This window comes from Stutzerimonas nosocomialis (assembly GCF_005876855.1).
Lineage (GTDB): Bacteria > Pseudomonadota > Gammaproteobacteria > Pseudomonadales > Pseudomonadaceae > Stutzerimonas > Stutzerimonas nosocomialis.
Window position 1 is genome coordinate 1 of the sequence record NZ_QLAE01000012.1, and the last position, 23,452, is coordinate 23,452.

At 64.9% G+C, this 23,452-nt stretch carries 21 protein-coding genes; 5 read left to right on the forward strand and 16 right to left on the reverse strand.

What is annotated here, in order from left to right; all coding sequences use genetic code 11:
* The 3 genes from DN824_RS09505 to DN824_RS09515 form a co-directional block, all read right to left on the reverse strand.
* The coding region (locus DN824_RS09505) for a sodium:solute symporter family transporter (RefSeq protein WP_414718411.1) at positions 1-371 on the reverse strand (371 nt) is incomplete at its 3' end.
* Positions 372-625: 254 nt separating this feature from the next.
* On the reverse strand, positions 626-3,799 hold the full coding sequence (gene putA / locus DN824_RS09510) for a bifunctional proline dehydrogenase/L-glutamate gamma-semialdehyde dehydrogenase PutA (protein ID WP_138408151.1): 3,174 nt from the start codon (positions 3,797-3,799) through the stop codon (positions 626-628).
* A gap of 251 nt (positions 3,800-4,050) precedes the next feature.
* Positions 4,051-4,806, reverse strand: a complete 756-nt coding sequence (locus DN824_RS09515) for an AraC family transcriptional regulator (RefSeq protein WP_138408153.1) — start codon at positions 4,804-4,806, stop codon at positions 4,051-4,053.
* 127 nt (positions 4,807-4,933) lie between these two features.
* On the opposite strand from DN824_RS09515, the gene lon reads away from it, so the two are divergent.
* From lon to cmoB, 4 genes are all read left to right on the forward strand, one after another.
* Positions 4,934-7,324 (forward strand): endopeptidase La, encoded by a 2,391-nt coding sequence (gene lon, locus DN824_RS09520; RefSeq protein WP_138408155.1) that lies wholly within the window; start codon positions 4,934-4,936, stop codon positions 7,322-7,324.
* A 91-nt stretch (positions 7,325-7,415) separates the two neighbouring features.
* A complete protein-coding gene (locus tag DN824_RS09525) occupies positions 7,416-7,808 on the forward strand; it encodes a protease inhibitor I42 family protein (RefSeq protein ID WP_138408156.1) in 393 nt (130 codons plus the stop codon).
* 69 nt (positions 7,809-7,877) lie between these two features.
* Positions 7,878-8,621 (forward strand): carboxy-S-adenosyl-L-methionine synthase CmoA, encoded by a 744-nt coding sequence (gene cmoA / locus DN824_RS09530; protein ID WP_138408157.1) that lies wholly within the window; start codon positions 7,878-7,880, stop codon positions 8,619-8,621.
* A complete protein-coding gene (gene cmoB / locus DN824_RS09535) occupies positions 8,618-9,580 on the forward strand; it encodes a tRNA 5-methoxyuridine(34)/uridine 5-oxyacetic acid(34) synthase CmoB (RefSeq protein WP_138408159.1) in 963 nt (320 codons plus the stop codon). The genes cmoA and cmoB overlap by 4 nt, the downstream gene beginning before the upstream one ends.
* Before the next feature lie 38 nt (positions 9,581-9,618).
* Here cmoB and pdxJ read toward each other — a convergent pair whose 3' ends face one another.
* The 12 genes from pdxJ to rpoE form a co-directional block, all read right to left on the reverse strand.
* Positions 9,619-10,362: a pyridoxine 5'-phosphate synthase gene (gene pdxJ, locus DN824_RS09540; protein WP_138408161.1), complete on the reverse strand. Its 744-nt coding sequence runs from the start codon at positions 10,360-10,362 to the stop codon at positions 9,619-9,621.
* Complete coding sequence (gene recO, locus DN824_RS09545) at positions 10,355-11,047, reverse strand: DNA repair protein RecO (RefSeq protein WP_138408163.1); 693 nt, start codon at positions 11,045-11,047, stop codon at positions 10,355-10,357. Before recO ends, pdxJ begins: the two co-directional genes overlap by 8 nt.
* Positions 11,048-11,103: 56 nt before the next feature.
* A complete protein-coding gene (gene era / locus DN824_RS09550; RefSeq protein ID WP_138408165.1) occupies positions 11,104-12,009 on the reverse strand; it encodes a GTPase Era in 906 nt (301 codons plus the stop codon).
* On the reverse strand, positions 12,002-12,691 hold the full coding sequence (gene rnc / locus DN824_RS09555; protein WP_138408167.1) for a ribonuclease III: 690 nt from the start codon (positions 12,689-12,691) through the stop codon (positions 12,002-12,004). The genes era and rnc overlap by 8 nt, the downstream gene beginning before the upstream one ends.
* Positions 12,688-13,065, reverse strand: coding sequence for a DUF4845 domain-containing protein (locus tag DN824_RS09560; protein WP_138408169.1), 378 nt, complete (start codon positions 13,063-13,065; stop codon positions 12,688-12,690). The genes rnc and DN824_RS09560 overlap by 4 nt, the downstream gene beginning before the upstream one ends.
* Before the next feature lie 91 nt (positions 13,066-13,156).
* A complete protein-coding gene (lepB, locus tag DN824_RS09565; protein WP_138408171.1) occupies positions 13,157-14,011 on the reverse strand; it encodes a signal peptidase I in 855 nt (284 codons plus the stop codon).
* Position 14,012: 1 nt separating this feature from the next.
* A complete protein-coding gene (gene lepA / locus DN824_RS09570; protein ID WP_138408172.1) occupies positions 14,013-15,812 on the reverse strand; it encodes a translation elongation factor 4 in 1,800 nt (599 codons plus the stop codon).
* A gap of 156 nt (positions 15,813-15,968) precedes the next feature.
* The gene (locus tag DN824_RS09575) at positions 15,969-17,378 is read right to left on the reverse strand and encodes a DegQ family serine endoprotease (RefSeq protein ID WP_138408174.1); all 1,410 of its coding nucleotides are present in this window, start codon (positions 17,376-17,378) and stop codon (positions 15,969-15,971) included.
* A gap of 26 nt (positions 17,379-17,404) precedes the next feature.
* The gene (locus DN824_RS09580) at positions 17,405-17,860 is read right to left on the reverse strand and encodes a SoxR reducing system RseC family protein (RefSeq protein WP_138408176.1); all 456 of its coding nucleotides are present in this window, start codon (positions 17,858-17,860) and stop codon (positions 17,405-17,407) included.
* Complete coding sequence (locus DN824_RS09585) at positions 17,857-18,804, reverse strand: MucB/RseB C-terminal domain-containing protein (protein WP_138408177.1); 948 nt, start codon at positions 18,802-18,804, stop codon at positions 17,857-17,859. The genes DN824_RS09580 and DN824_RS09585 overlap by 4 nt, the downstream gene beginning before the upstream one ends.
* 15 nt (positions 18,805-18,819) lie before the next feature.
* Positions 18,820-19,413: an RseA family anti-sigma factor gene (locus DN824_RS09590; RefSeq protein WP_138408178.1), complete on the reverse strand. Its 594-nt coding sequence runs from the start codon at positions 19,411-19,413 to the stop codon at positions 18,820-18,822.
* Positions 19,414-19,444: 31 nt separating this feature from the next.
* Positions 19,445-20,026 (reverse strand): RNA polymerase sigma factor RpoE/AlgU, encoded by a 582-nt coding sequence (rpoE, locus tag DN824_RS09595; protein WP_138408179.1) that lies wholly within the window; start codon positions 20,024-20,026, stop codon positions 19,445-19,447.
* A 415-nt stretch (positions 20,027-20,441) separates the two neighbouring features.
* Between rpoE and nadB the strand changes: the two genes are divergently transcribed.
* On the forward strand, positions 20,442-22,061 hold the full coding sequence (gene nadB / locus DN824_RS09600) for an L-aspartate oxidase (RefSeq protein WP_138408180.1): 1,620 nt from the start codon (positions 20,442-20,444) through the stop codon (positions 22,059-22,061).
* Positions 22,062-22,356: 295 nt separating this feature from the next.
* Here nadB and DN824_RS09605 read toward each other — a convergent pair whose 3' ends face one another.
* Positions 22,357-22,902 carry a hypothetical protein gene (locus DN824_RS09605; RefSeq protein WP_138408181.1) on the reverse strand — a complete coding sequence of 182 codons (546 nt, stop codon included), beginning with the start codon at positions 22,900-22,902 and terminating at the stop codon, positions 22,357-22,359.
* Positions 22,903-23,452: the final 550 nt, after the last annotated feature.

Consider the following 23,452-nt stretch of genomic DNA (forward strand, 5'->3'; position numbering starts at 1 on the left):
AGGCGGCTGGTGTCTTCGAAACGGTGGGTGAAGTAGTCCGGCAGGGTCAGCGCGTTCTGGTTGCGTTCGGTGTGCACCCGCAGGCGCCCGGCGACGAACAGCCAGTTCAGCCAGGCACCGGCGATCAGGCCGATGGCGATCCAGCTCTCCGACAGGCCGGCGACGAAGATGGCGCCGGGCAGGCCCATCAGCAGCCAGCCGCTCATGTCGGACGCGCCGGCCGACAGCGCGGTGACGAAACTGCCCAGGCTGCGGCCGCCCAGGATGTAGTCGTCGAAATTCTTGGTCGCCCGGTACGCGATGAAGCCGATCAGGATCATCGCGCCTATGTAGACCAGAAAGGTGATGAGTGTGGGTGTACTGATGCTCATTGTGTTCCCTCGTTAGTTGTTGTCGATGGATGCGAGGGGAAGCCCCGAACCCACCTGGCAGAGGGCGATGGCCATGACGCCATCACCGGGCGACGAGCCAGAGCCGGCTCGTCAGTGGCGCAAGAGCGATACGCCAACTGTTCGTGTTGTTCTACGTCGCCGGCAGGCAAGGCGGCTGCCGGCTGGTTGCACGCGTGACGGTAATCAAGCGTTCGCGGGGCGGACGGCCGAAACCGCCCACGCCCCGCCAGACCTCAATCGTCGACCAGCGACAGCAGCGAGGCGTTGCCGCCCACCGCCGTGGTGTTGGTCGAGGTGGTGCGTTCGTTGGTGAAGCGCAGCAGGTAGCTCGGGCCGCCCGCCTTCGGGCCGGTTCCGGACAACCCGTTACCCCCGAACGGCTGCACGCCGACCACCGCACCGACCTGGTTGCGGTTGATGTAGAGATTGCCGATCCGGGCCAGCGACTCGATGCGCGCGGCGGTTTCCTCGTTGCGGCTGTGCACCCCGAGGGTCAGCCCGTAACCGGTGCCGTTGATCGCGGCGACGACCTTTTCCAGGTCGGCGGCGTCGTAGCGCACCACGTGCAGGACCGGCCCGAAATGCTCCCTGGCCAGCTCGTGAATGCCGCCGATCTCGAACGCCACCGGGGCGACGAAATGGCCGTTCAGCCCCTCCGGCAGGCGGGCCTCGGCGATCAGCCGGCCCTCGCCCTTGAGCCTGTCGATGTGCGCCAGCAGGCTTTCTCGGGCTTCGGCGTCGATCACCGGCCCCAGGTCGTTCTCGCGCAGGTGGGTCGGGCCGACCTTGAGTTCGGCCATCGCGCCCTTGAGCAACTCGATCACGCGGTCGGCGATGTCGCGCTGCACGTAGAGCACGCGCAGGGCCGAGCAGCGCTGGCCGGCGCTGGTGAAGGCCGAGCCGATGGCATCCTTGACCACCTGTTCGGGCAGCGCGGTGGAGTCGACGATCATCGCGTTCTGGCCGCCGGTCTCGGCGATCAGGGTGGCGATCGCCCCCTCCTTCTCGGCCAGCTGGCGATTGATGACGCGCGCGGTGTCGGTGGAACCGGTGAAGCACACGCCGACCACGCGCGGGTCGCGGCAGAACACGCTGCCCAGGGTCGCGCCGTCGCCGGGCAGGAAGGCGATGGCATCCGTCGGCAGGCCGGCCTCGAACATCAGCTCCAGCGCGCGGGCGGCGATCAGGCTGGTCTGCTCCGCCGGCTTGGCCAGCACGGTGTTGCCGGCCACCAGGGCCGCGGTGATCTGACCGAGGTAGATCGCCAGCGGGAAGTTCCAGGGGCTGACGCAGACGAACACGCCCCGGCCTTCGTGGAACAGCTCGTTGCGCTCGCCGGTCGGTCCCTTGAGCTCCTCGCGGCCCAGCTTCTGGCGCGCCTGCAGGGCGTAGTAGCGGCAGAAATCCACCGCTTCGCGAACCTCGTCGATACCGTCCTGCAGGGTCTTGCCGGCTTCGCGGGTGCACAGCGCCATGAGCTCGGCGCGGTTGGCTTCGAGCAGATCGCCGAGCCGTTCGAGAATCGCGGCACGCTCCTCGACCGGCGTCGCGTTCCAGCGCGGCCAGGCGGCGGACAAGCCATCGAGCGCCTGACGGGCGTGCTCGGCGGTGGCGAACTGCGCGGTGCCGACCACATCGGCGAGGTCATAGGGGCAACGGACTTCGCTCGGGGTACCGCCCAGCGCCTTGCCGCCGATGACCGGCGCGGCCTGCCACTGGCGCGAAAGGAAGGGTTGGTAGGCGTGGGTCAGTTCATTCCATTGAGTCTGGATATTCATGTTGAGGCCTTGCGAGTTTTTCCGATCGCCGTACAGCGCTGGCGGAAGCGGGATGCGTGGGTTGCCGAAGGTCTTGAACTGGCGCAGCTGGGTCACCGGATGGTCGATGAGCGACTCCACCGGTACGCGCGGATCGACCAGCTGGTGGACGAACGAGGAGTTCGCGCCGTTCTCCAGCAGGCGACGCACCAGGTACGGCAGCAGATCCTTGTGCGCCCCGACCGGGGCGTAGATGCGCACGTTCTTGCGGTATTTCTCGATCACCGTGTCGTACAGGGCATCGCCCATGCCGTGCAGGCGCTGGAATTCGAACTCGCGCGCGTGCCCGGACGTGGCCTGTGCCTCTTGCGCCATCGCCAGGATGCAACTGACGGTGTGGGCGTTGTGGCTGGCGAACTGCGGGTAGATCACGCCGCGCGTCTGCTCGGACAGCAGATAGCGCGCGCAGGCGAGGTACGCCGTATCCGTGCCCTCTTTACGGGTATAGACGGGGTAGCCGGAGAGCCCCTGGACCTGGCACTGCTTGATCTCGCTGTCCCAGTACGCGCCCTTGACCAGGCGCAGCGGGATGCGCGCACCGAGCTCCTTGCCCAGCAGGGTCAGCCAGACCAGCACCGGCAGGCAGCGCTTGGAATAGGCCTGCACCACCAGACCGAACTCGCCCCAACCGGCGATCGCCGGGTCGCGCATGAGCTTCTCGAACAGCTCCAGCGACAACTCCAGGCGGTCCGCCTCTTCGGCATCGATGGTGATGCCGACGTCGAGCCGGCGCGCCAGGACCGCCAGCTCACGCACGCTTTCGAACAGCTCGCCGAGCACGCGTTCGCGCTGGGCAACCTCGTAGCGCGGGTGCAGCGCCGACAGTTTGATCGACACCGACGGTCGCGGCCCCGGTCCGACCTGGGGCTCGGCGCCGACGGTCTCGACCGCACGGCGGTAGTCGGCCATGTATTTCTCGGCGTCTTCGACCGTCAGGGCCGCTTCGCCGAGCATGTCGAAGGAATAGGTGTAGCCCTTCTCGCGCTCGGGACGGCCGTTCTTCAGCGCCTCGGAAATGCTGCGCCCGAGGACGAACTGCTTGCCCATCAGCTTCATCGCCTGGTTCATCGCGGCACGGATCACCGGCTCGCCAGAGCGCCTGATCAGCCGGCCGAGCACGTTCTTCGGGCGGCCGTCGGCGCTGTCCGGATCGACCACCTTGCCGGTCATCACCAGGCCCCAGGCGGCGAAATTCACCAGCACGTTGTCGCTCTGGCCCAGGTGGCGCTCCCACTCGGCGGCGTTGAGCTTGTCGCGGATCAGCGCATCGGCGGTGGCCGAGTCCGGCACGCGCAGCAGCGCTTCGGCCAGGCACATCAGCATCAGGCCTTCCTGGGTGTCGAGGCTGTACTGGCGCAACAGGGCATCGAGGGTGTCGACCGCATTGTCACGGCCGCGCACGGCCTCGATCAGGCTGCGGGCCTCGCGCCGGATCGCTTCGATGCCCGCCTCGCCAGGATCGGCGAGTTGCAACAATTGCTCGAGATACTGGGCTTCGTCGACGCAATAGGTAGCGCTGACCTGGGGAAAGAACTCGGCGGCTTTCAGGTTGGCGAAGTCGCCCTGCAAGACGTGACCGGCTTTGAACATCTCGCCGCTCCTCTGAGAGGTGAAGATAGGTATGGTTCTAGCTCACGACCGCACCACTCACCATGTGGGCGAGCTGCTTTCGCAAGGGGATGGCGGAATGTAGAGGCAGCCATCGAGCCGGTTCTTGCGCAAAGCTATGGAGTTTTTGCGAAAAACTCCGCCCACTGCGGTTATCCGGCGGAGCCGGGCGCCGCGCACCAAGAAGGTGCAAGGCGGCGCGAGCGTAGGAGTTGCCCGGACGGGCGAAGCGGTCAGGCCGGCTCGTGGCGCATCCGCTTCGGCGTCAGCCCCAGGTAGCGACGCATCGCGGTGGTCAGGGCGCTCTGGCTGGAAAACCCGCACTCCTCGGCGATCCGCACCAGCGGCAGCGGGCTTTCGCGCAGCATCCGCGCGGCGCGATCCAGGCGCGTCTTGAGCAGGTACTGGTGAGGCGTCAGCCCGACGCAATCCTTGAACTGCATGTGGAAGTGGCTCGGGCTCAGGCAGGCGACCTGCGCCAGCTCCGCCACGCTGATGCGCCTGGCGAGGTTTTCGTGGATGTGCGCATCGAGTCGCTCGATGTCCAGCGGCCCGGCCGGAACCCGCTGCCGCTCGCCGAACAGACGCAGGTGCAACGCCCGCAGCAGCACGCCCCCCAGGGCCCGCCCCAGCAGCGGGTCGCTGCCGTAGCGCGCGAGTTCGGCGCCGGCGTAGCTCAGCAGGTTCTGGAAATCGGCATCGAGCGCCGGATAGCGCGGCGTATCGAACAGCTGCGCGAGCAGGTCGCGATCGTCCTCGGGAAGGTTCTGCTCGTCGAGGTCGAGAATCAGCATGCGGTTGTCGCCGACCCCGGCGAACTCGTGCTCGGCATCGCCCGGCACCAGGCAGGCCCGCATGCGACAGACCTCGCCTCCCGCACCGTTGACCTCGAATTCCGCACGCCCAGCCAGCGACAGCACCAGCTGGTGATAGTCGTGGGCGTGTTCGTGGGCCTGGGAGTCCAGGCAGAGCAGGCGGGCTTGGAGCATGGCGGTACCTCGGGATTCGGCCGACTTTACCCGAGCCCCGGGCCGCTTGCACAGCCAGGGGACGCGCGGGATTGAAATCACCGGCAGCGCTCCCATCTATGAAGCATCCAATGCCAACAGGTGCCCCATGAGCGATCAGGACAACACGCCGGAAATCGTCGAAGAGATCACCCTGTCGGGCGGCAGCCTGGCGCTGCCTGGCCAGACGCTGCCCGAGCGCGTCTACATCATTCCGATTCACAACCGCCCGTTCTTCCCGGCGCAGGTGTTGCCGATCATCGTCAACGAAGACCCCTGGGCCGAGACACTGGAGCTGGTCGCCAAGACGCCTCACCAGCGCCTGGCGCTGTTCTTCATGGACGGCCAGACGGAAGATGCCGCCAGCTTCGACCCCGACAGTCTGCCCCAGCACGGCACCCTGGTCCGGGTCCATCACGCCACGCGCGAAGGCGGCAAGCTGCAATTCGTCGCCCAGGGCCTGACACGGGTACGCGTACGCGGCTGGCTGCGTCGCAAGCCGCCCTACCTCGCCGAGGTCGACTACCCGCAGAGCGAGGATGACCCGCGCGACGAGGTCAAGGCCTACGGCATGGCGCTGATCAACGCCATCAAGGAGCTGCTGCCGCTCAACCCGCTCTACAGCGAAGAACTGAAGAACTACCTCAACCGCTTCAGCCCCAACGACCCGTCGCCGCTGGCCGATTTCGCCGCGGCGCTGACCACCGCGCCGGGCCTGGAACTGCAGGAAGTGCTCGACTGCGTGCCGATGCTCAAGCGCATGGAAAAGGTCCTGCCGCTGCTGCGCAAGGAAGTCGAGGTCGCCAAGCTGCAGAAGGAACTCACCGGGGAGGTGAACCGCAAGATCGGCGAGCGCCAGCGCGAGTTCTTCCTCAAGGAACAGCTCAAGATCATCCAGCGCGAGCTGGGCATCACCAAGGACGACAAGAGCGCCGACGCCGACGAGTTCCGCGCCCGGCTGGCCGGCAAGACCCTGCCCGCTCCGGTACGCAAGCGCATCGACGAGGAGCTCGGCAAGCTGTCGATCCTGGAAACCGGTTCGCCCGAATACGCCGTCACCCGCAACTACCTCGACTGGGCCACCGCCCTGCCCTGGGGCGTCTATGGCGAGGACAAGCTCGACCTCAAGCGCGCCCGCAAGGTACTGGACCAGCATCACGCCGGGCTCGACGACATCAAGAGCCGCATCCTGGAGTTTCTCGCGGTGGGCGCCTTCAAGGGCGAGATCGCAGGCTCCATCGTCCTGCTGGTCGGCCCGCCCGGCGTCGGCAAGACCAGCATCGGCAAGTCCATCGCCGAATCGCTCGGCCGCCCGTTCTACCGCTTCAGCGTGGGCGGCATGCGCGACGAGGCCGAGATCAAGGGCCACCGGCGCACCTATATCGGCGCGATGCCCGGCAAGCTGGTGCAGGCACTCAAGGATGTCGAGGTGATGAACCCGGTGATCATGCTCGACGAGATCGACAAGCTCGGCGCCAGCTACCAGGGCGACCCGGCATCGGCCCTGCTCGAGACCCTCGATCCGGAACAGAACGTCGAGTTTCTCGACCACTACCTGGACCTGCGCCTGGACCTGTCCAAGGTGCTGTTCGTCTGCACCGCCAACACGCTGGACTCGATCCCCGGCCCGCTGCTCGACCGCATGGAGGTGATCCGCCTGTCCGGCTACATCGCCGAGGAAAAACTCGCCATCGCCAAGCGCCACCTGTGGCCGAAGCTGCTGGAGAAGACCGGCGTGCCGAAGCAGCGGCTCTCGCTCAGCGACAGCGCCCTGAAGGCGGTGATAGACGGCTATGCACGGGAAGCGGGCGTGCGTCAGCTCGAGAAACAGCTGGGCAAGCTGGTACGCAAAAGCGTGGTGCAGCTGCTGGAGGACCCGGAGCGCAGCATCAGGATCGGCCCGAACGACCTGGACGACTACCTCGGCAAACCGGTGTTCCGCAGCGAACAGGTGCTCTCGGGCGTCGGCGTCATCACCGGGCTGGCCTGGACCAGCATGGGCGGCGCGACGCTGCCGATCGAGGCGACCCGCATCCATACCCTCAACCGCGGCTTCAAGCTGACCGGCAAGCTCGGCGACGTGATGAAGGAGTCGGCAGAGATCGCCTACAGCTACGTCAGCTCGCACCTGAAGGAATTCAAGGGCGATCCGCAGTTCTTCGACGAGGCCTTCGTGCACCTGCACGTGCCCGAAGGCGCGACGCCCAAGGATGGCCCGAGCGCAGGCATCACCATGGCCAGCGCCCTGCTCTCCCTGGCGCGCGGCCAGGCGCCGAAGAAAGGCGTGGCCATGACCGGCGAGCTGACGCTGACCGGACAGGTCCTGCCGATCGGTGGCGTACGCGAGAAGGTCATTGCGGCGCGTCGGCAGAAAATCTTCGAACTGATCCTGCCCGAGCCCAACCGGGGCGACTTCGAAGAGCTGCCCGACTACCTCAAGGAAGGCCTCAAGGTGCATTTCGCCCGGCGTTTCGCCGACGTCGCCAAGGTGCTGTTCTAACCGCGCCTGCCCGGCGCGCCGCAGCCCGCGCCTGGGCCTTTGTGCCCGGGCGGGCTATCCTTGCGGTTCGTTTCACGGATCGGTCACGCCCATGCCTTCGGTACCCCGCCTCATCCTGCCCGCCTCGCTGACCTTGCTCGCCGCCTGCTCGAGCACGCCGCCCAGCAGTGTTTCGCTCAAGGACGACCGCAGCTGCCCGCTGAATCTGCACGCCGGTCAGACGCTGATCGTCAGCCTGCCCAGCAACCCCACCAGCGGTTACCGCTGGAACCTGCAGGATGCCGCGCCCGGGCAGCTCAAGAGCCTCGGCCCCGAGGTGTTCAGCTCACCGGACAAGGACGTGATCGGCGGAGAAGGGCTTTCGACCTGGCGCTTCCAGGTCCAGGGCGGCGGCAGCGGACGGCTGTACCTGGCCTACCAGCAACCCTGGGACGCCGCCGCCGAACCGGCCGGACTGTTCGATTGCCGGATCGAGGTGCGCTGACGCGCAGTACGCGCCGCGCCCTGCGTTTCCGCTACAATGCCGGCCCTTTTCGCCGCATCGCCAAACGCCGTGAGCCACGATCCCGACCACCTGTTCGCCAAGCCCCTGCCCCACGTACCGGACTTCGTGTTCAACGAGGACGTGGTGCGCGTATTCCCGGACATGATCAAGCGCTCGGTGCCCGGCTACCCGACCATCGTCGAGAACATCGGCGTGCTCGCCGCGCAATTCGCCCAGCCCGACAGCTGCCTGTACGACCTCGGCTGCTCGCTGGGTGCGGTCACCCAGGCGCTGCGACGCCATGTGAAGGCTGACAACTGCAGGGTCATCGCGGTGGACAACTCGGCGGCGATGACCACCCGCTGCAACGAATACCTGCACGCGCAGGACTCAATGTTCCAGGAGCTGCTGCCGGTCAGCGTGATCGAGGCGGATATCCTGACCCTTGCGTTCGAGCCCGCCTCGCTGGTCGCCCTCAACTTCACCCTGCAGTTCATCCCGCCCGAGCAGCGCCCGGCGCTGCTGGCGCGCATTCGCCAGGCGCTGCTGCCAGGCGGCGCGCTGATCCTCTCGGAGAAGCTGCGCTTCGAGGATGAACAGGAGCACGCCCTGCTCACCGACCTGCACATCGCCTTCAAGCGTGCCAATGGCTACAGCGAGCTGGAAATCGCCCAGAAGCGCAGCGCCATCGAGAACGTGATGAAGCCCGACAGCCTGGAGACCCATCGTCAGCGCCTGCTCGAGGCCGGCTTCTCCAAGGTGGTGCCCTGGTTCCAGTGCCTGAATTTCGCCTCGCTGATTGCCCTGCCATGAATCTCGACCTCTCCCCCCTGGCCTGGCGTCTGGCCGGCACTCCCCTGGCCGCCTGGGCCAACGGTCTGCAGCAGCAGCTCGACGCCAAGCTCGAGATCGGCCACGGCGACCTGCCACGCTGGCAACGCGCCGTCGATGCCCTGCCCGACCTGACGCCGAGCGACGTCCGCCTGGATCAGGGCGTACGCCTCTGCGCCGCCGGCCAGGAACAGGTCCATGGACAGACGCTCGAAGCACTGCGCGGGCTGATCCCCTGGCGCAAGGGCCCGTTCGAGATCTTCGGCGTGCCGGTGGACACCGAATGGCGTTCGGACTGGAAATGGTCCCGCGTCGCCCCGCATCTGGATCTGGTCGGCAAGCGCATCCTCGACGTCGGCTGCGGCAACGGCTACTACATGTGGCGCATGCTCGGCGCCGGCGCCCACAGCGTGGTCGGCATCGACCCCAACTGGCTGTTCTTCTGCCAGTTCCAGGCGATCAAGCGCTACCTGCCTGAGCACCCCGCCTGGCACCTGCCGCTGGGCATCGAGGAGCTGCCGGCCCGGCTCGAAGGCTTCGACACGGTGTTTTCCATGGGCGTGCTCTATCACCGCCGCTCGCCCATCGACCATTTGCTCGACCTGCGCGACTGCCTGCTCAAGGGCGGCGAACTGGTGTTGGAAACCCTGGTGGTCGAGGGCGACGAGCACACCGCGCTGGTGTCGGAAGACCGCTACGCGCAGATGCGCAACGTCTGGTTCCTGCCCTCCGTGCCGGCGTTGCAGCTGTGGCTGCGGCGCGCCGGCTTCGTCGACGTTCGCTGCGTCGACGTCAGCCGCACCAGCACCGAGGAGCAGCGCAGCACCGAATGGATGCGCTACCAGTCGCTGCCCGACTTCCTCGACCCACAGGACCCGGGCAAGACCATCGAAGGGCTGCCGGCGCCGATGCGCGCGGTGATCGTCGCCCGCAAGCCCTGAATCACACGTTGACTAGCGTCCCATGATAGGTGGACGACTCAGCGATGCGCAGAGCTGGCGATCAGGTGCTTCATTTCCTTGACCGCCTGCTTGAAGCCGACGAACAGGGCATGGGCGACGATGGCATGGCCGATGTTCAGCTCGTGGATACCCTCGATCTCGGCCACCGCCTGGGTGTTGTGGTAATGCAGGCCGTGGCCGGCATTGACCACCAGTCCGAGCTCGCGCCCAAGCGCCACGCCCCGACGGATGCGCTCGAGTTCCTCGGCCTGCTCGGCCGGCGTTTCGGCATCGGCATAGCGGCCGGTGTGCAGCTCGATGGCCGGCGCGCCGATCCGCCGCGCCGCCTCGATCTGCTGGGGTTCGGCGTCGATGAACAGCGAGACTTCGCTGCCGAGCCGACTCAGCCGCTCGACTGCCGCCCGGATACGCGCTTCCTGGCCGGCGACATCCAGCCCGCCTTCGGTGGTCAGTTCCTGGCGGGTTTCCGGGACCAGGCAGATGTGCTCGGGGCGGATGCTCTCGGCGAAGTCGAGCATCGCGTCGGTGACGCCCATCTCGAAGTTCATCCGCGTCTGCAGCGCGTCCTTCATCATCCGCACGTCGCGCTCCTGGATGTGACGACGGTCTTCGCGCAGGTGCAGGGTGATACCGTCCGCCCCGGCCTCCTCGGCATCCAGCGCCGCCTTGAGCGGGTCCGGATAGCGGGTGCCGCGGGCCTGGCGCAGGGTCGCGACGTGATCGATGTTGACGCCAAGCAGAATACGACTGGATTCAGCCACGGGTAGGCTCCTTGAGGTTCATGAACAGCTCGCGGCTGACCAGGGGTCGGCCGCCCAGATGAGGGGCGAGGGCCTGTCGCATCAGGCGCTTGGCCGCCGCCAGCGCGCCCGGCGATTGCCAGTCGGCTTCGGCCATCGCCAACAGTTCTGCGCCCTGGAACAGCCCGGGCTGAAACTGCCCGACCGGCTCCAGACCCGCGTCGGGCACCAGCCGATAGAGCCCGTCCGCAGCCACAGGCTGACCCTGGATATCCTGGTCCAGCGCAAAACCGTACCCGAGTTCGGACAACAATCGCCACTCGAAGGCTCGCAGCAACGGCTCCAGCGGACGCTTGGCCGCCAGCGCCGGCAGTGTCGCCGCGTAGTGCTCGAACAGGTCGGGGTGGGCGTCTTCGGCGGGCAACAGCCGAATCAGCAACTCGTTGAGGTAGAGACCGCTGAACAGCGCATCGCCGTCGAGCCAGTGGGCAAGCCCTGCGCCCTCCAGCCGCGCCAGGGTCTTGAGCTCGCTGCGGCCGCGCAGCTCCACTTCCAGCGGCACGAACGGCCGCGCCAGGCTGCCGGCCCGGCCCCGGGCGCTGCGCAGCACCGCGCGCAGCCGCCCCTGGGGCGTGAACAGGTCGACCAGGGCGCTGCTTTCCTTGTAGGGACGGCTATGCAGGACGAAAGCGGCTTGAGCGGTCATGGCAGCTCATCGGCAATGACGCGGAAGGACCGGTGCCGCAAGGTGCGGCCCGGCAATCAACTGTCGCGGTAACCCAGCGAGTGGAGTGCGCGCTCGTCGTCGGACCAGCCGCCCTTCACCTTGACCCAGAGGTTGAGCATGACCTTGGAGTCGAACAGCACCTCCATGTCCTTGCGCGCTTCCTGGCCGATGCGTTTGATGCGCTCGCCCTTGTCGCCGATGATGATCTTCTTCTGACCGTCGCGCTCGACCAGGATCAGGGCGTGGATGTGCAGCACCCGGCCCTCCTGCTTGAAATCCTCGATCTCGACGGTGATCTGGTAGGGCACTTCCGCGCCGAGCTGGCGCATGATCTTCTCGCGCACCAGTTCGGCGGCGAGGAATCGGCTGCTGCGGTCGGTGATCTGGTCTTCCGGGAAGAAATGCTCGCCTTCGGGCAGGCGCTCGGCCACCAGGCGCTCGAGGGTGTCGAGATTGTGACCGTGCTGGGCGGAGATCGGCACGATCTCGGCGTTCGGCAGCTGCTGCGCCAGCCACTCGAGGTGGGGCATCAGCTCGCCCTTGTCTTCGACGCGGTCGGTCTTGTTGACCGCCAGGATCACAGGGCCCTGCACGTACTGCACGCGCTCGAGCACCAGCTGGTCCTCGTCGGTCCAGCGGGTGCGGTCCACCACGAAGATCACCACGTCGACGTCCTTCAACGCGGAGGACGCGGTGCGGTTCATGTAGCGGTTGAGCGCGGTCTCGCCATTCTTGTGAAGACCGGGCGTGTCGACATAGACCGCCTGGACCTCGCCCTCGGTCTTGATGCCGAGCATGTTGTGGCGGGTGGTCTGCGGCTTGCGCGAGGTGATCGCAAGCTTCTGCCCGAGGATATGGTTGAGCAGCGTCGACTTGCCCACGTTCGGCCTTCCGACGATCGCCACATAGCCACAGCGGCTCACCGCGCCCTCTTCACTCATTTCCGTTCTCCACGCCAAGGGCGATCAATGCGGCTGCCGCGGCAACCTGTTCGGCGATCCGCCGGCTGGCGCCCCGCCCTTGTGTCGTTTCGTTGAGCAATGCCACCTGGCACTGGACGAAGAACGTCCGGCAATGTGGCTCACCCTGGATGTCCACCACTTCGTAACGCGGCAGCTCGCAGGCGCGCGACTGGAGGAACTCCTGCAGGCGCGTCTTGGGATCCTTGTTGGTATCGACCAGCGTCAGGCTCTGCAGCTCATTTTCCAGCCAGGCCAGCACCCGCTCGCGGGCGGCATCGATGCCGGCGTCCAGGTAGATGGCGCCGATCAGCGCCTCGAGCGCATCGGCCAGAATCGACTCGCGGCGAAAACCGCCGCTCTTCAGCTCGCCGGAGCCCAGACGCAGGTAATCGCCGAGTTCGAAGCCCCGTGCCAGGACCGCAAGGGTTTCGCCCTTGACCAGCCGCGCGCGCAGGCGCGAAAGCTGCCCTTCGCGCGCCTGGGGGAAGTGATTGAACAGGGCTTCGCCAGCGACGAAGTTGAGAATGGCATCGCCGAGGAATTCCAGGCGCTCGTTGTTGCGCCCGGCATAACTGCGATGAGTGAGCGCCAGGAGCATCAACTCCTGGTCCTTGAATTGGTAACCGAGCTTGCGCTCCAGGCGGGCTAACGAAGTGCTCACGGCATCCTTAAACGATATTCTTTGTCGAAGCGCGCAACGAGGTCCAGATTGCGAATCATCGGCTCACGCTTCTCATAGTTCAGGTGCGCCTTGAACTCGTTGTTCTCGACTTCCACCTTGAGCACGTCTTCGAGTTTTATGTCGCGAACGCCGTTGACCTGCATCCCTTTGTTTACATGACTATAAAAGTCGCGAACGCTGCGGATGTCCAGCGCCCTGTCGGTTTCCACCGAAGTGATGATCTTGTCCATCGACATGTAGTCGAAGTAATGGGGCATCATCTTGAAGGCCGTGCTTGCGACGAACGCAACCACCGCCAGCACCATGACCCAGCCCAGCATGGACATCCCTTTCTGAGAACGCGCGAATCTCATTTCGACCTCAACGTGTTGCAGTACCCACCGATCGGGGCGTCGACAAATATAGCGGCCTGTGCGGAGCGAAGACGGCGGCAATTCACAGCTTTCAGTGAATCAGCCCCACGCGCGAGAAATGCGGCAGGTTGCTGAACTTGGGATCGGGCCAGCTCATCCACACGGCGAACGCCTTGCCGACGATGTTGCGGTCCGGAACCATGCCGGCCAGGTTCGCCGGAATGCCCGGGTCCTGCCAGTAACGGCTGTCGTTCGAGTTGTCGCGGTTGTCGCCCATCATGAAGTAATGGCCGTCCGGAACGGTCCACTGGCGACCCGGCTCGACCCGGTAGCGCCCCATTTCCTTGCGGATCTGGTGCTCGACGTCGCCCAGTTGCTCGTTATAGAGCACCGCGCTGCCCAGGCTGCCAGGCTCCTCGCCGATCAGGGATTCGGCCACCGGCTGGTCGTTGATGAACAGGCGCTTGTCGCTGCTGTAGCGGATGACATCACCCGGCAACCCGATCACGCGCTTGATGTAGTTGACGTTAGGGTCGCTGGGATAGCGGAACACCATCACGTCGCCGCGCGCCGGATCGCTGACGTCGACGATCTTGGTGTCGATCACCGGCAGGCGAATGCCATAGGCGAACTTGTTGACGAGGATGAAATCGCCCACTTCCAGTGTCGGCTTCATCGAGCCGGACGGAATCTGGAACGGCTCGACCAGGAACGAGCGCAGCACCAGCACGATCGCCAGCACCGGGAAGAACGACTTGCCGTACTCGATCAGCAGGGGTTCCTTGTTCAGCGCATCCAGCGTGCTCTGGTCGGTCTCCCCTACCCGCCCTTCGTAGGCGGCGATCGCCCGGCGACGCCGCGGAGCCAGGAACAGAAGGTCGATGAGCGCCAGCGCACCGCTGACCGCCACGGCAATGACCAGCAACAGCGGGAAATTGATCGACATATCAGCTATCCACCTTCAGCACCGCCAGGAAGGCTTCCTGCGGGATCTCCACACTGCCGACCTGCTTCATGCGCTTCTTGCCGGCCTTCTGTTTTTCGAGCAGCTTGCGCTTGCGGCTGACGTCGCCGCCGTAGCACTTGGCCAGAACGTTCTTGCGCAGCGCCTTGACCGTCGTGCGTGCAACGACCTGCCCGCCGATGGCGGCCTGGATCGCCACGTCGAACATCTGGCGTGGGATCAGTTCCTTCATCTTCTCGGTCAGCGCGCGCCCTTTGTAATGGGCATTGTCGCGGTGGACGATGACCGCCAGCGCATCGACCTTCTCGCCATTGATCAGCACGTCCAGGCGTACCAGGTTGGCAGGCTGGAAACGGTCGAAGCTGTAGTCGAGGGAGGCATAGCCGCGGCTCACCGACTTGAGGCGATCGAAGAAATCGAGCACCACTTCGTTCATCGGCAGGTCATAGCGCACCTGGACCTGGGAACCGAGGAACTGCATGTCCCGCTGCACGCCGCGCTTCTCGATGCACAGCGTGATCACCGCGCCCAGGTGGTCCTGCGGAACGAGGATGTTGGCCTGCACGATCGGCTCGCGCATCTCGTCGATGGAGGCTAGGTCAGGCAGCTTCGAAGGGTTGTCGACGTAGACCAGATCGCCGTTCTTGAGCGCCACCTCGAACACCACGGTCGGCGCGGTGGTGATCAGGTCCAGATCGTACTCGCGCTCCAGGCGTTCCTGGATGATTTCCATGTGCAGCATGCCCAGGAAGCCGATCCGGAAACCGAAGCCCAGCGCATCGGAGCTTTCCGGCTCGTACTGCAGCGCGGCGTCGTTGAGCGTGAGTTTCTGCAGCGCCTCGCGGAAATCTTCGAAATCGTCGGAGCTGACCGGGAACAGGCCGGCATAGACCTGCGGCTTGATCCGCTGGAAACCCGGAAGCATCTCGACGTCAGGGGTCGCCGACAGCGTCAGGGTATCGCCTACCGGCGCGCCATGAATGTCCTTGATACCCGCGATGATGAAGCCCACCTCACCCGCTTTCAGGTCTTCGGTGGTGGTGTGCTTGGGTGTGAATACGCCGACGCTGTCCACCTGGTGGATCTTGCCGGTCGACTTGACCAGGATCTTGTCGCCCTTCTTCACGCGCCCCTGGCGCACCCGCACCAGCGAGACCACGCCGAGGTAGTTGTCGAACCAGGAGTCGATGATCAGTGCCTGCAGCGGCGCTTCGATCTCGCCTTCCGGCGGCGGGATCACCTGGACCAGGCGCTCGAGCACGTCGACCACGCCCATGCCGCTCTTGGCGCTGCAGGGCACCGCGTCGGTGGCATCGATGCCGATGATGTGCTCGATCTCGGCCTTGACCCGGTCGGGCTCGGCCTGCGGCAGGTCCATCTTGTTCAGCACCGGCATGACCTCGAGGCCCTGCTCGATGGCGGTATAGCAGTTGGCGACCGACTGCGCCTCGACACCCTGGCCGGCGTCCACCACCAGCAGCGCGCCCTCGCAGGCGGCCAGCGAGCGGCTCACCTCATAGGTGAAGTCGACGTGCCCGGGGGTATCGATGAAATTGAGCTGGTAGGTCCTGCCGTCCTGCGCCTTGTAGTGCAGGGTCACGCTATGGGCCTTGATGGTGATGCCGCGCTCGCGCTCCAGATCCATCGAGTCGAGGACCTGAGACGCCATTTCGCGCTCGGTGAGGCCGCCGCACATCTGGATGAAGCGATCCGCCAGCGTCGACTTGCCGTGATCAATGTGCGCGATGATGGAAAAATTGCGGATATGACTCAGGTCACTCACAGCTCAACACTCGAAATGCCGCAGGCCGATTGCCCGCCGAAAATAGCCGCCAAGTGTACCCCAACGCCCAACCAAGCGCCACGCTGGCCGGATCGAAGCCTGACGTGGAGCACGCAGTCATGCCCCACATCCGCTGTGCCTGGCACAGCCCACGCATCAGTCGGTGAGCTTGAAGGTGATGAAGCTCGCCCGCCCCTGACGCAGCACCCGCATCGAAACCGACCGATGCTTCGGCAGCTGCTCGGCCACCTGGGCGAAGGTACGGACCGAGTCGATCGCCTCGTTGTTCAGGTGGGTGATCACATCCCCCGGACGCAGGCCGATCATGGCGGCCGGGCCGTTGAGGATTTCGCTGATCACCACGCCGCCTTGCAGATCGAGCCCTTGCTTCTGCTCGGCAGCGAGCTCGGTGACTCGGACCCCCAGCCGGTTGCTGCTCTGCTCGGCCGCCGCCTCCGGCGCCCTCCCGGCTTCCATCTCCCGCCCCTGCTCCGGCAGGGTGCCGACGGCCATCTCCAGCGTCGTGCGGCCACCATCGCGGGCCACCTCCAACCGGGCCAGCTCGCCGGGACGCAGGGCCCCGATCCGATGAGGCAGGTCGGCGGCCATGCCGATGGGCTGCCCGTTGACGGTCAGGATCACGTCACCGACGCGAACCCCGCCCCGGGCGGCGGGACCGCGCTCCAGCACCTGCGCGACCAGCGCGCCGGCCGGGCGTTCGAGCCCGAACGATTCGGCCAGCTCCCGGTTCACTTCCTGGATGCCGACGCCGAGCCATCCGCGACTGACCTTGCCTTCGGTGCGCAACTGGTCGGCCACGTCCATCGCGACGTCGATCGGAATGGCGAACGACAGCCCCATGAAGCCACCGGAGCGGGTGAATATCTGCGAATTGATCCCGACCACTTCGCCATCCAGGTTGAACAGCGGACCGCCAGAGTTGCCCGGATTGATCGCCACGTCGGTCTGAATGAACGGCACATAGCTTTCAGCCGAAAGACTGCGGCCGGTCGCACTCACCACACCTGCGGTGACGGAGCGATCGAAGCCGAACGGTGAGCCGATCGCCAGCACCCACTCACCGGCCTTCAGCGCGCTGGATTTGCCCAGCGTGACAGCCGGCAGGTCCTTGCCCTCGACCTTGAGCAAGGCGATGTCGGCGCGCGGATCGGCGCCGACCAGCTTGGCGGCCAGCTCGCGGCGATCGGTCATGCGCACCATGATTTCGGACGCATCGGCAACCACGTGGTTATTGGTCAGCACATAGCCATCGCTGGAGATGATGAAGCCCGAGCCCAGCGATTGGGCTTCCCGCTGACGTCCCCGGTTCGGCTGGCCCGGGTTCGGCGGAATACTGCGCTCGAAGAACTCGCGAAAGAACGGAGGCAGCCCCTCCAACTCGGGAACGGGGGACGCCCCGGCCGCCTGCCGCGCACTGATATTGACGACGGCCGGCGAAGCTCGCTCGACCAAGGGGGTGAAATCCGGAAGCGCTGCCCGTACCAGCAGGGCCTGCCCCAGCAATACGAGGCCGGTCAGATAGGCGACACGCGTGCGATTCAACATGCTAAGCATTTCCCCACGACAACGGATTAAGACGCCCCCTGCGGGTCGACGAGCATCGCGCGCAGCACGACAGGCCGCAACGAAACCTCATCTCCCGCGCGAAGATTGCGCCTCCAGACCCACAACCAGGCCAGCGCAAAGCCGCTCAACCCGCCGAGAATCACCACGGGCTCGCCAAACGAAAGACAGGAAAACAGGAAAGCCGACGCGAACAGCGCCAGCAAGGGAACGAGATACACCGTTACGGCACCCCGGAGCAGAGCGGCTTCGGGAACCCCGACCGTGACCTGATCACCAACGCCAAGAACCAGATCCGAGGCAGCGAACACGCGATGACGGCGTTCGCGCACACCCAGGCGATCCATCAGCCCCTGCCCGCAACCGCTTCGAACGGAGCAGCCCGAGCAGGTGGTTTTCTGCAGCGTCTCGACCCAAACCCCGTCGGTCTCGACCGCCACCACCCGGCCCCGCTCTTCGATCATCGCTGCGCCTGGGCGGCACCTGCCCTCATCGAGAGGGCTACACGCTCGGCGGTCCCTGGCGGAATTTCGCCCACGACAGTCACCATGACATCGCCTTCGGCGGCGGTGATGCGCTTGGATACCGCGACGGTCGGGCCCATCTGGCTGCGGGCGTCTTCGACGATTTCACCCTTGAGCGGCTCGATGAACACCGAAAAGCTGGCCAGGCCATCGCTGTAGGCCAGCCAGGAAACCGGCTCGTCCGACGCGGGGCTGGGTCGCACGTCGGCCTTGGTCAGGCGAAAACCCGCCGGCAACCAATCCGAGCGCCAGCCGGTTTCCAGCGGCTTCCCCACTTCGGTCCCGGGCGCCACCGCCGTGCATGCCGCCGAAGGCGCGAGGTCGCGCTCGGAAACATCGCCGGTATCGAGATGAGCGAACTGGAAGCGCTCGAGCAGTTGCCCCCGCTCGCTCAGGAGCAGGGACTTCAAGGGCAGCGCGGTTTCGCGATCGAGGTGGAGTTCGAATCCGTAGCGATGCTGATCGCGCGGCAGGATGGCCAGCGCGACCGCCTCGCGGCCGGCGACACGCGAATCGCCGATCACACGGAATTCATACCATTCGGACAACGCATGGGTATCGAAGCTTTGTTCATGCCACGCCTTGCCGCCGGAAAACTGCCCGGCCAGTTCGGTGCTCAGGCACTTGAGTTCGCCATTCACACGAACGACCTCGGACGCCGGGCCATCGAGCTGCAGCATCCGCTCGCGCACGACGTCGCCCTCCACACCCTGCCACACGGCATGGCTGGAGAAAGCGCCGTTGCGCTCGTAGACGAAGATTCCGGAATAGCTTTGAGTGTGCTCGGTCTTGGCCAGACGGCTCATCCACTCGTCAGCATCAGCAGCAAGGGCCGGCATCGATAGCCAGCCCCCGAGCACCACATACAGCGGTATGACGCGCATGTTTCTCCCTAGCGTTTAGCGCTCTTCCATGCTAGCGGCGCGAGCGAACGGAAGGGCACTGTCCGACCCACCGCTGAAAGCGGCCTGCTGCGCGTGCTGGCGCACGAACGACGGCAGACGCTGCTCGTGCCAGCCTTGGGCAGGAGCCGCTTGTGCAGCGCCCGCTTCGCTCTGACCTTCGCTGTAACCAGCCAGTACGGCCGGACCTTGAGCCTGGCTCGCCTGGGGCACCGAAATGACCGGCGCAGGTGCCGGTTGTGCCAGTTGCTGACCTGAAATGTCATCCTGGTTGTACAGACGGACACCGGCCAGGACCGCTACGGTAACCGAAGCAGCGACCGCCAGGCGACCCATGCTGCGCCATGGCGAGCGACGGGCCTTGACTGCCGGGGCAGCCTCGTCGGCGATCGCGGCGGATACGGCCGCGGCGATGTCCAGACGTGGATCGATCAGTTCCTTGTGCAGTGCGGCACGGGCAACTTGATAGCGCGACCAGGTGGATCGCATTTCGTCTTCGCCACTGGCGGCGAGCACACGACGTATTTCCAACTCGTCCGCTTCGTTATCCATCACCGCGGACAGCGATTCATGCAGGGCTTCACGACTCATGGCGGTTCCTCTCTTGGCTGTCGCCGCTGTCTCAGGACTCATGCAACAAGGGTTGCAATGCTTTATCGATGGCTTCCCGCGCCCGGAAGATCCGGGAGCGTACGGTCCCCACCGGACACTGCATCACGCTTGCAATGTCTTCATAACTAAGACCATCGAATTCGCGCAATGTTAGAGCAGTGCGCAAATCTTCTGGCAATTGCTGGATGGTTCGATGGACGGTGCCTTCGATCTCATCCCTGAGCAAGGATCGTTCCGGCGACTCGATATCCTTGAGGGCATGATCGCCTTCGTAGAACTCGGCATCCTCGGAACTTACATCGTTGTCCGGCGGACGTCTGCCGCGGGCCACCAGATGATTCTTCGCCGTATTGATGGCGATGCGGTACAGCCATGTGTAGAACGCGCTGTCACCACGAAAATTCGCAAGTGCGCGGTAGGCCTTGATGAACGCCTCCTGGGCTACATCCTGGGCTTCATGGGAATCATGCACGAACCGCACGATCAGCCCCAGAATCTTGTGCTGGTATTTCATCACCAGCAGATCAAAAGCCCGCTTATCCCCACGCTGCACACGTTCGACCAGTTGCTGGTCCTGCTCCTGGGTTAGCATGAACACTCCTTGGAAAGATCGAAGGGGTGTCGCTTGAACCAGCGAACCGACCTGCCAGAATAGACCCGGGCTTTACGCAAAAGTTCTCCCCTCCTAGCAAGCTGTCATGCGAAGCGATCAACGGTATCGCTTACACAAAAATAAGAATGCGCCGGTGCGGCGCACGGGCCATCTGCAAGGACACCCCATAGCGCATCCTGACCGCCTATCTTGGAATAGGAGCCAGGATGCTTATATAACTTTCTATTGAGCCGCATGTGCCGGGAAAGTTCCATGCAGGCAAACCGGTGGCCCGGTTGGCTGCGCAGAATATGACGTCGCGCACCGTCAAGGCAAACCGCGCGCCAGTCAGCCTCCCTATTCTTGCACCCTGCTCCCCCCGATATACTCGCCCGCTCGCTTTCAGGGATCCGACATGAGCCAACTCTTCCAGCACGACGTCCTGGTCATAGGCAGCGGGGCGGCCGGCCTGACACTGGCCCTCAACCTGCCCGACGACATGAGCATCGCGGTGATCAGCAAGGGCGATCTGGCCAACGGCTCGACCTATTGGGCCCAGGGGGGCGTGGCCGCCGTGCTAGACACCCGCGACACGGTCGACTCCCATGTAGCCGACACGCTGAATGCGGGCGCAGGGCTGTGCCGTGAGGAGGCCGTACGCTTCACCGTCGAACACAGCCGGGAGGCGATCGGCTGGCTGATCGAACAGGGCGTGCCCTTCACCCGCGACGACAGCGCCGCCCTGGAAGACGGCGGCTTCGAATTCCACCTCACACGCGAAGGCGGACACAGCCACCGGCGGATCATCCATGCCGCCGACGCCACCGGCGCCGCCATCTTCGACACGCTGCTCGGCAAGGCGCGGCAAAAGCCGAACATCGAGCTGCTACAGCAGCGCGTCGCGGTGGACCTGATCACCGAGAAAAAGCTCGGCCGCCCCGGTCGCCGCTGCCTCGGCGCCTATGTCCTCAACCGCGAGACGGGCGCGGTCGACACCCATCAGGCGCGCTTCGTGGTCCTGGCCTCCGGCGGGGCGGCGAAGGTCTACCTCTATACCAGCAACCCCGACGGCGCCTGCGGCGACGGGATCGCCATGGCCTGGCGGGCCGGCTGCCGGGTAGGCAATCTGGAATTCAACCAGTTTCATCCGACCTGCCTGTATCACCCCCAGGCCAAGAGCTTCCTGATCACCGAGGCGCTGCGCGGCGAGGGCGCCCTGCTGAAGCTGCCCGACGGTGAACGCTTCATGGCCCGCTTCGACCCCCGCGCCGAGCTCGCGCCCCGCGACATCGTCGCGCGCGCCATCGACCATGAAATGAAGCGCCTGGGCATCGACTGCGTCTACCTGGACATCAGCCACAAGCCCGCCGAGTTCGTGAAGTCGCACTTTCCCACCGTCTACGAGCGCTGCCTCGAATTCGGCATCGATATCACGCAGCAACCGATACCGGTGGTCCCGGCTGCGCACTACACCTGCGGCGGCGTGCTCGTCGACAGCCAGGGTCGCACCGACGTGCCCGGCCTGTATGCCATTGGCGAAACCAGCTTCACCGGACTGCACGGCGCCAACCGGATGGCCAGCAATTCCTTGCTCGAATGCTTCGTCTACGCTCGCTCGGCGGCCGACGACATCCTGCGCGAGCACACAGCGGTGGCCGATCCCGCCGACCTGCCGGCCTGGGACGCGAGCCAGGTGACCGATTCGGACGAAGACGTGATCATCGCCCACAACTGGGACGAGCTGCGGCGGTTCATGTGGGACTACGTCGGAATCGTCCGCACCAGCAAGCGCCTGCAGCGCGCCCAGCACAGGGTGCGGCTGCTGCTCAGCGAGATCGACGAGTTCTACAGCAACTACAAGGTCAGCCGGGACCTGATCGAGCTGCGCAACCTGGCGCTGGTCGCCGACCTGATGATCCGTTCGGCCATGGCGCGCAAGGAGTCCAGGGGCCTGCACTACACCCTCGATTACCCCGAGCAGCTGCCCGAGGCGGTGGACACGATCCTTACGCCGCCCTCTTGGAGGCCGGTTTAAGCGCAAGACGTTAGCACTTTTCTAACAGACCTCGAACACTTTTCTAACGGCGCGCGCGGAAAAGTAGATGCGCAGTCAGGGAACCCGAGGGCCGGCACGGGGGAATGGCGCTGGGTTTCTTATTGATAAGGGTTCACAGAAATTTTTGTTGGGTTCATCGAGAGGCCCTTTTAGCGACGAACTGACGACGCGGCCAATCCATTAGCAAGCTAACGAAGCGAAAAGAAAGCCCCGAGTCCCTAATGGTCTTGGAGCTTCCTAATACGCACATACTGGTTTGCCGCGCGCGGCTTAGCTAAACGTACTCACGGCCAGCCCGACGCGTCTTATCGGCCTCAGAGCGCGCCATGCGGGCATACCGTTGGCGCTCCTTCTGCTCAGTCGTCAAGAGTGGTCTGGGTCCCTTCTTCAAGGCTCGGAGTGCTTCCCTACGGATGTCCTTTTCGCGCTCCAGCAAGGCGGCGCTATGGCGGTATCCCATCGTCCGCATTTGGTCAGCCACAGCGGCCATGACCTCGGGCAAGTCAAGGATCGCCTCGAAGGCGTCGAAGACCATATCTTCAAATTCGGGCGACACCCAGGCAGCGTAACGGATGACTGCCTGCTTCGCTGCGAGCGTCTGGGAGCCAGCTCGGCCACGATTTAACGAGCCGATTTTTCCGGCCTGTTCTAAGCGCTGAGCCTCTTTGCGTTCTACGAATCGTTTCGGCTGCTTGCCCTTCGGCAACCTGAGCGTCTGCCAGATTTCTGTCAGGTCCCATTGGCCCGCATCGTTGGCCTTGAACGGGTGCCCCTCGATTGTGATGAGGTGCCCGGCGTGCTTGTGCTTGATGTCGATCATGTCGTGAATCCTCTTTGGTCGAACCTCCCAGTCGCGCCCACAGCCCGACCACCAAGGCCCCACGACAGGGCACCGGGACATAGCAAGAAGGTTCGACCGAAAAGGCTTGGTGTGCGAGTGAACGATGGACCCAGCCGCGAAGCTGTAGCGGTCCTAAGTGACGGAGAGTTGCGAAGAGAATCAGGATCGTGGTCTGCCAAGACCCGTCCTAACTTGGAGAGACCTGGGACCTAAAGTTAATCTCAGAGAGTTAATTGCTTGTTTCACAAGACAATTGCTGGATCTCAGAGAGAATCTTTAAGTAAAAGCCCCCCGTGTTCTCATGGTCAGTTCGAGCGCCCCCAGTTCTCGAAAAGGCTCAGGGACAAGTCCAATGGTCAGCTTTGCGCCGACACCTGAGCGAACACCACGATACGGCCTGTCTGCTTGAGGCTCGGACTTGCCGTCGAGCTGGTAGAGACACCAGCCGACGATCCGATTGTCCTCCCGCTGTTCACCATGGCATGCCCACGAAGGGCAGCGCTGTAGCGAACGGAGAGGCGACCCGAAG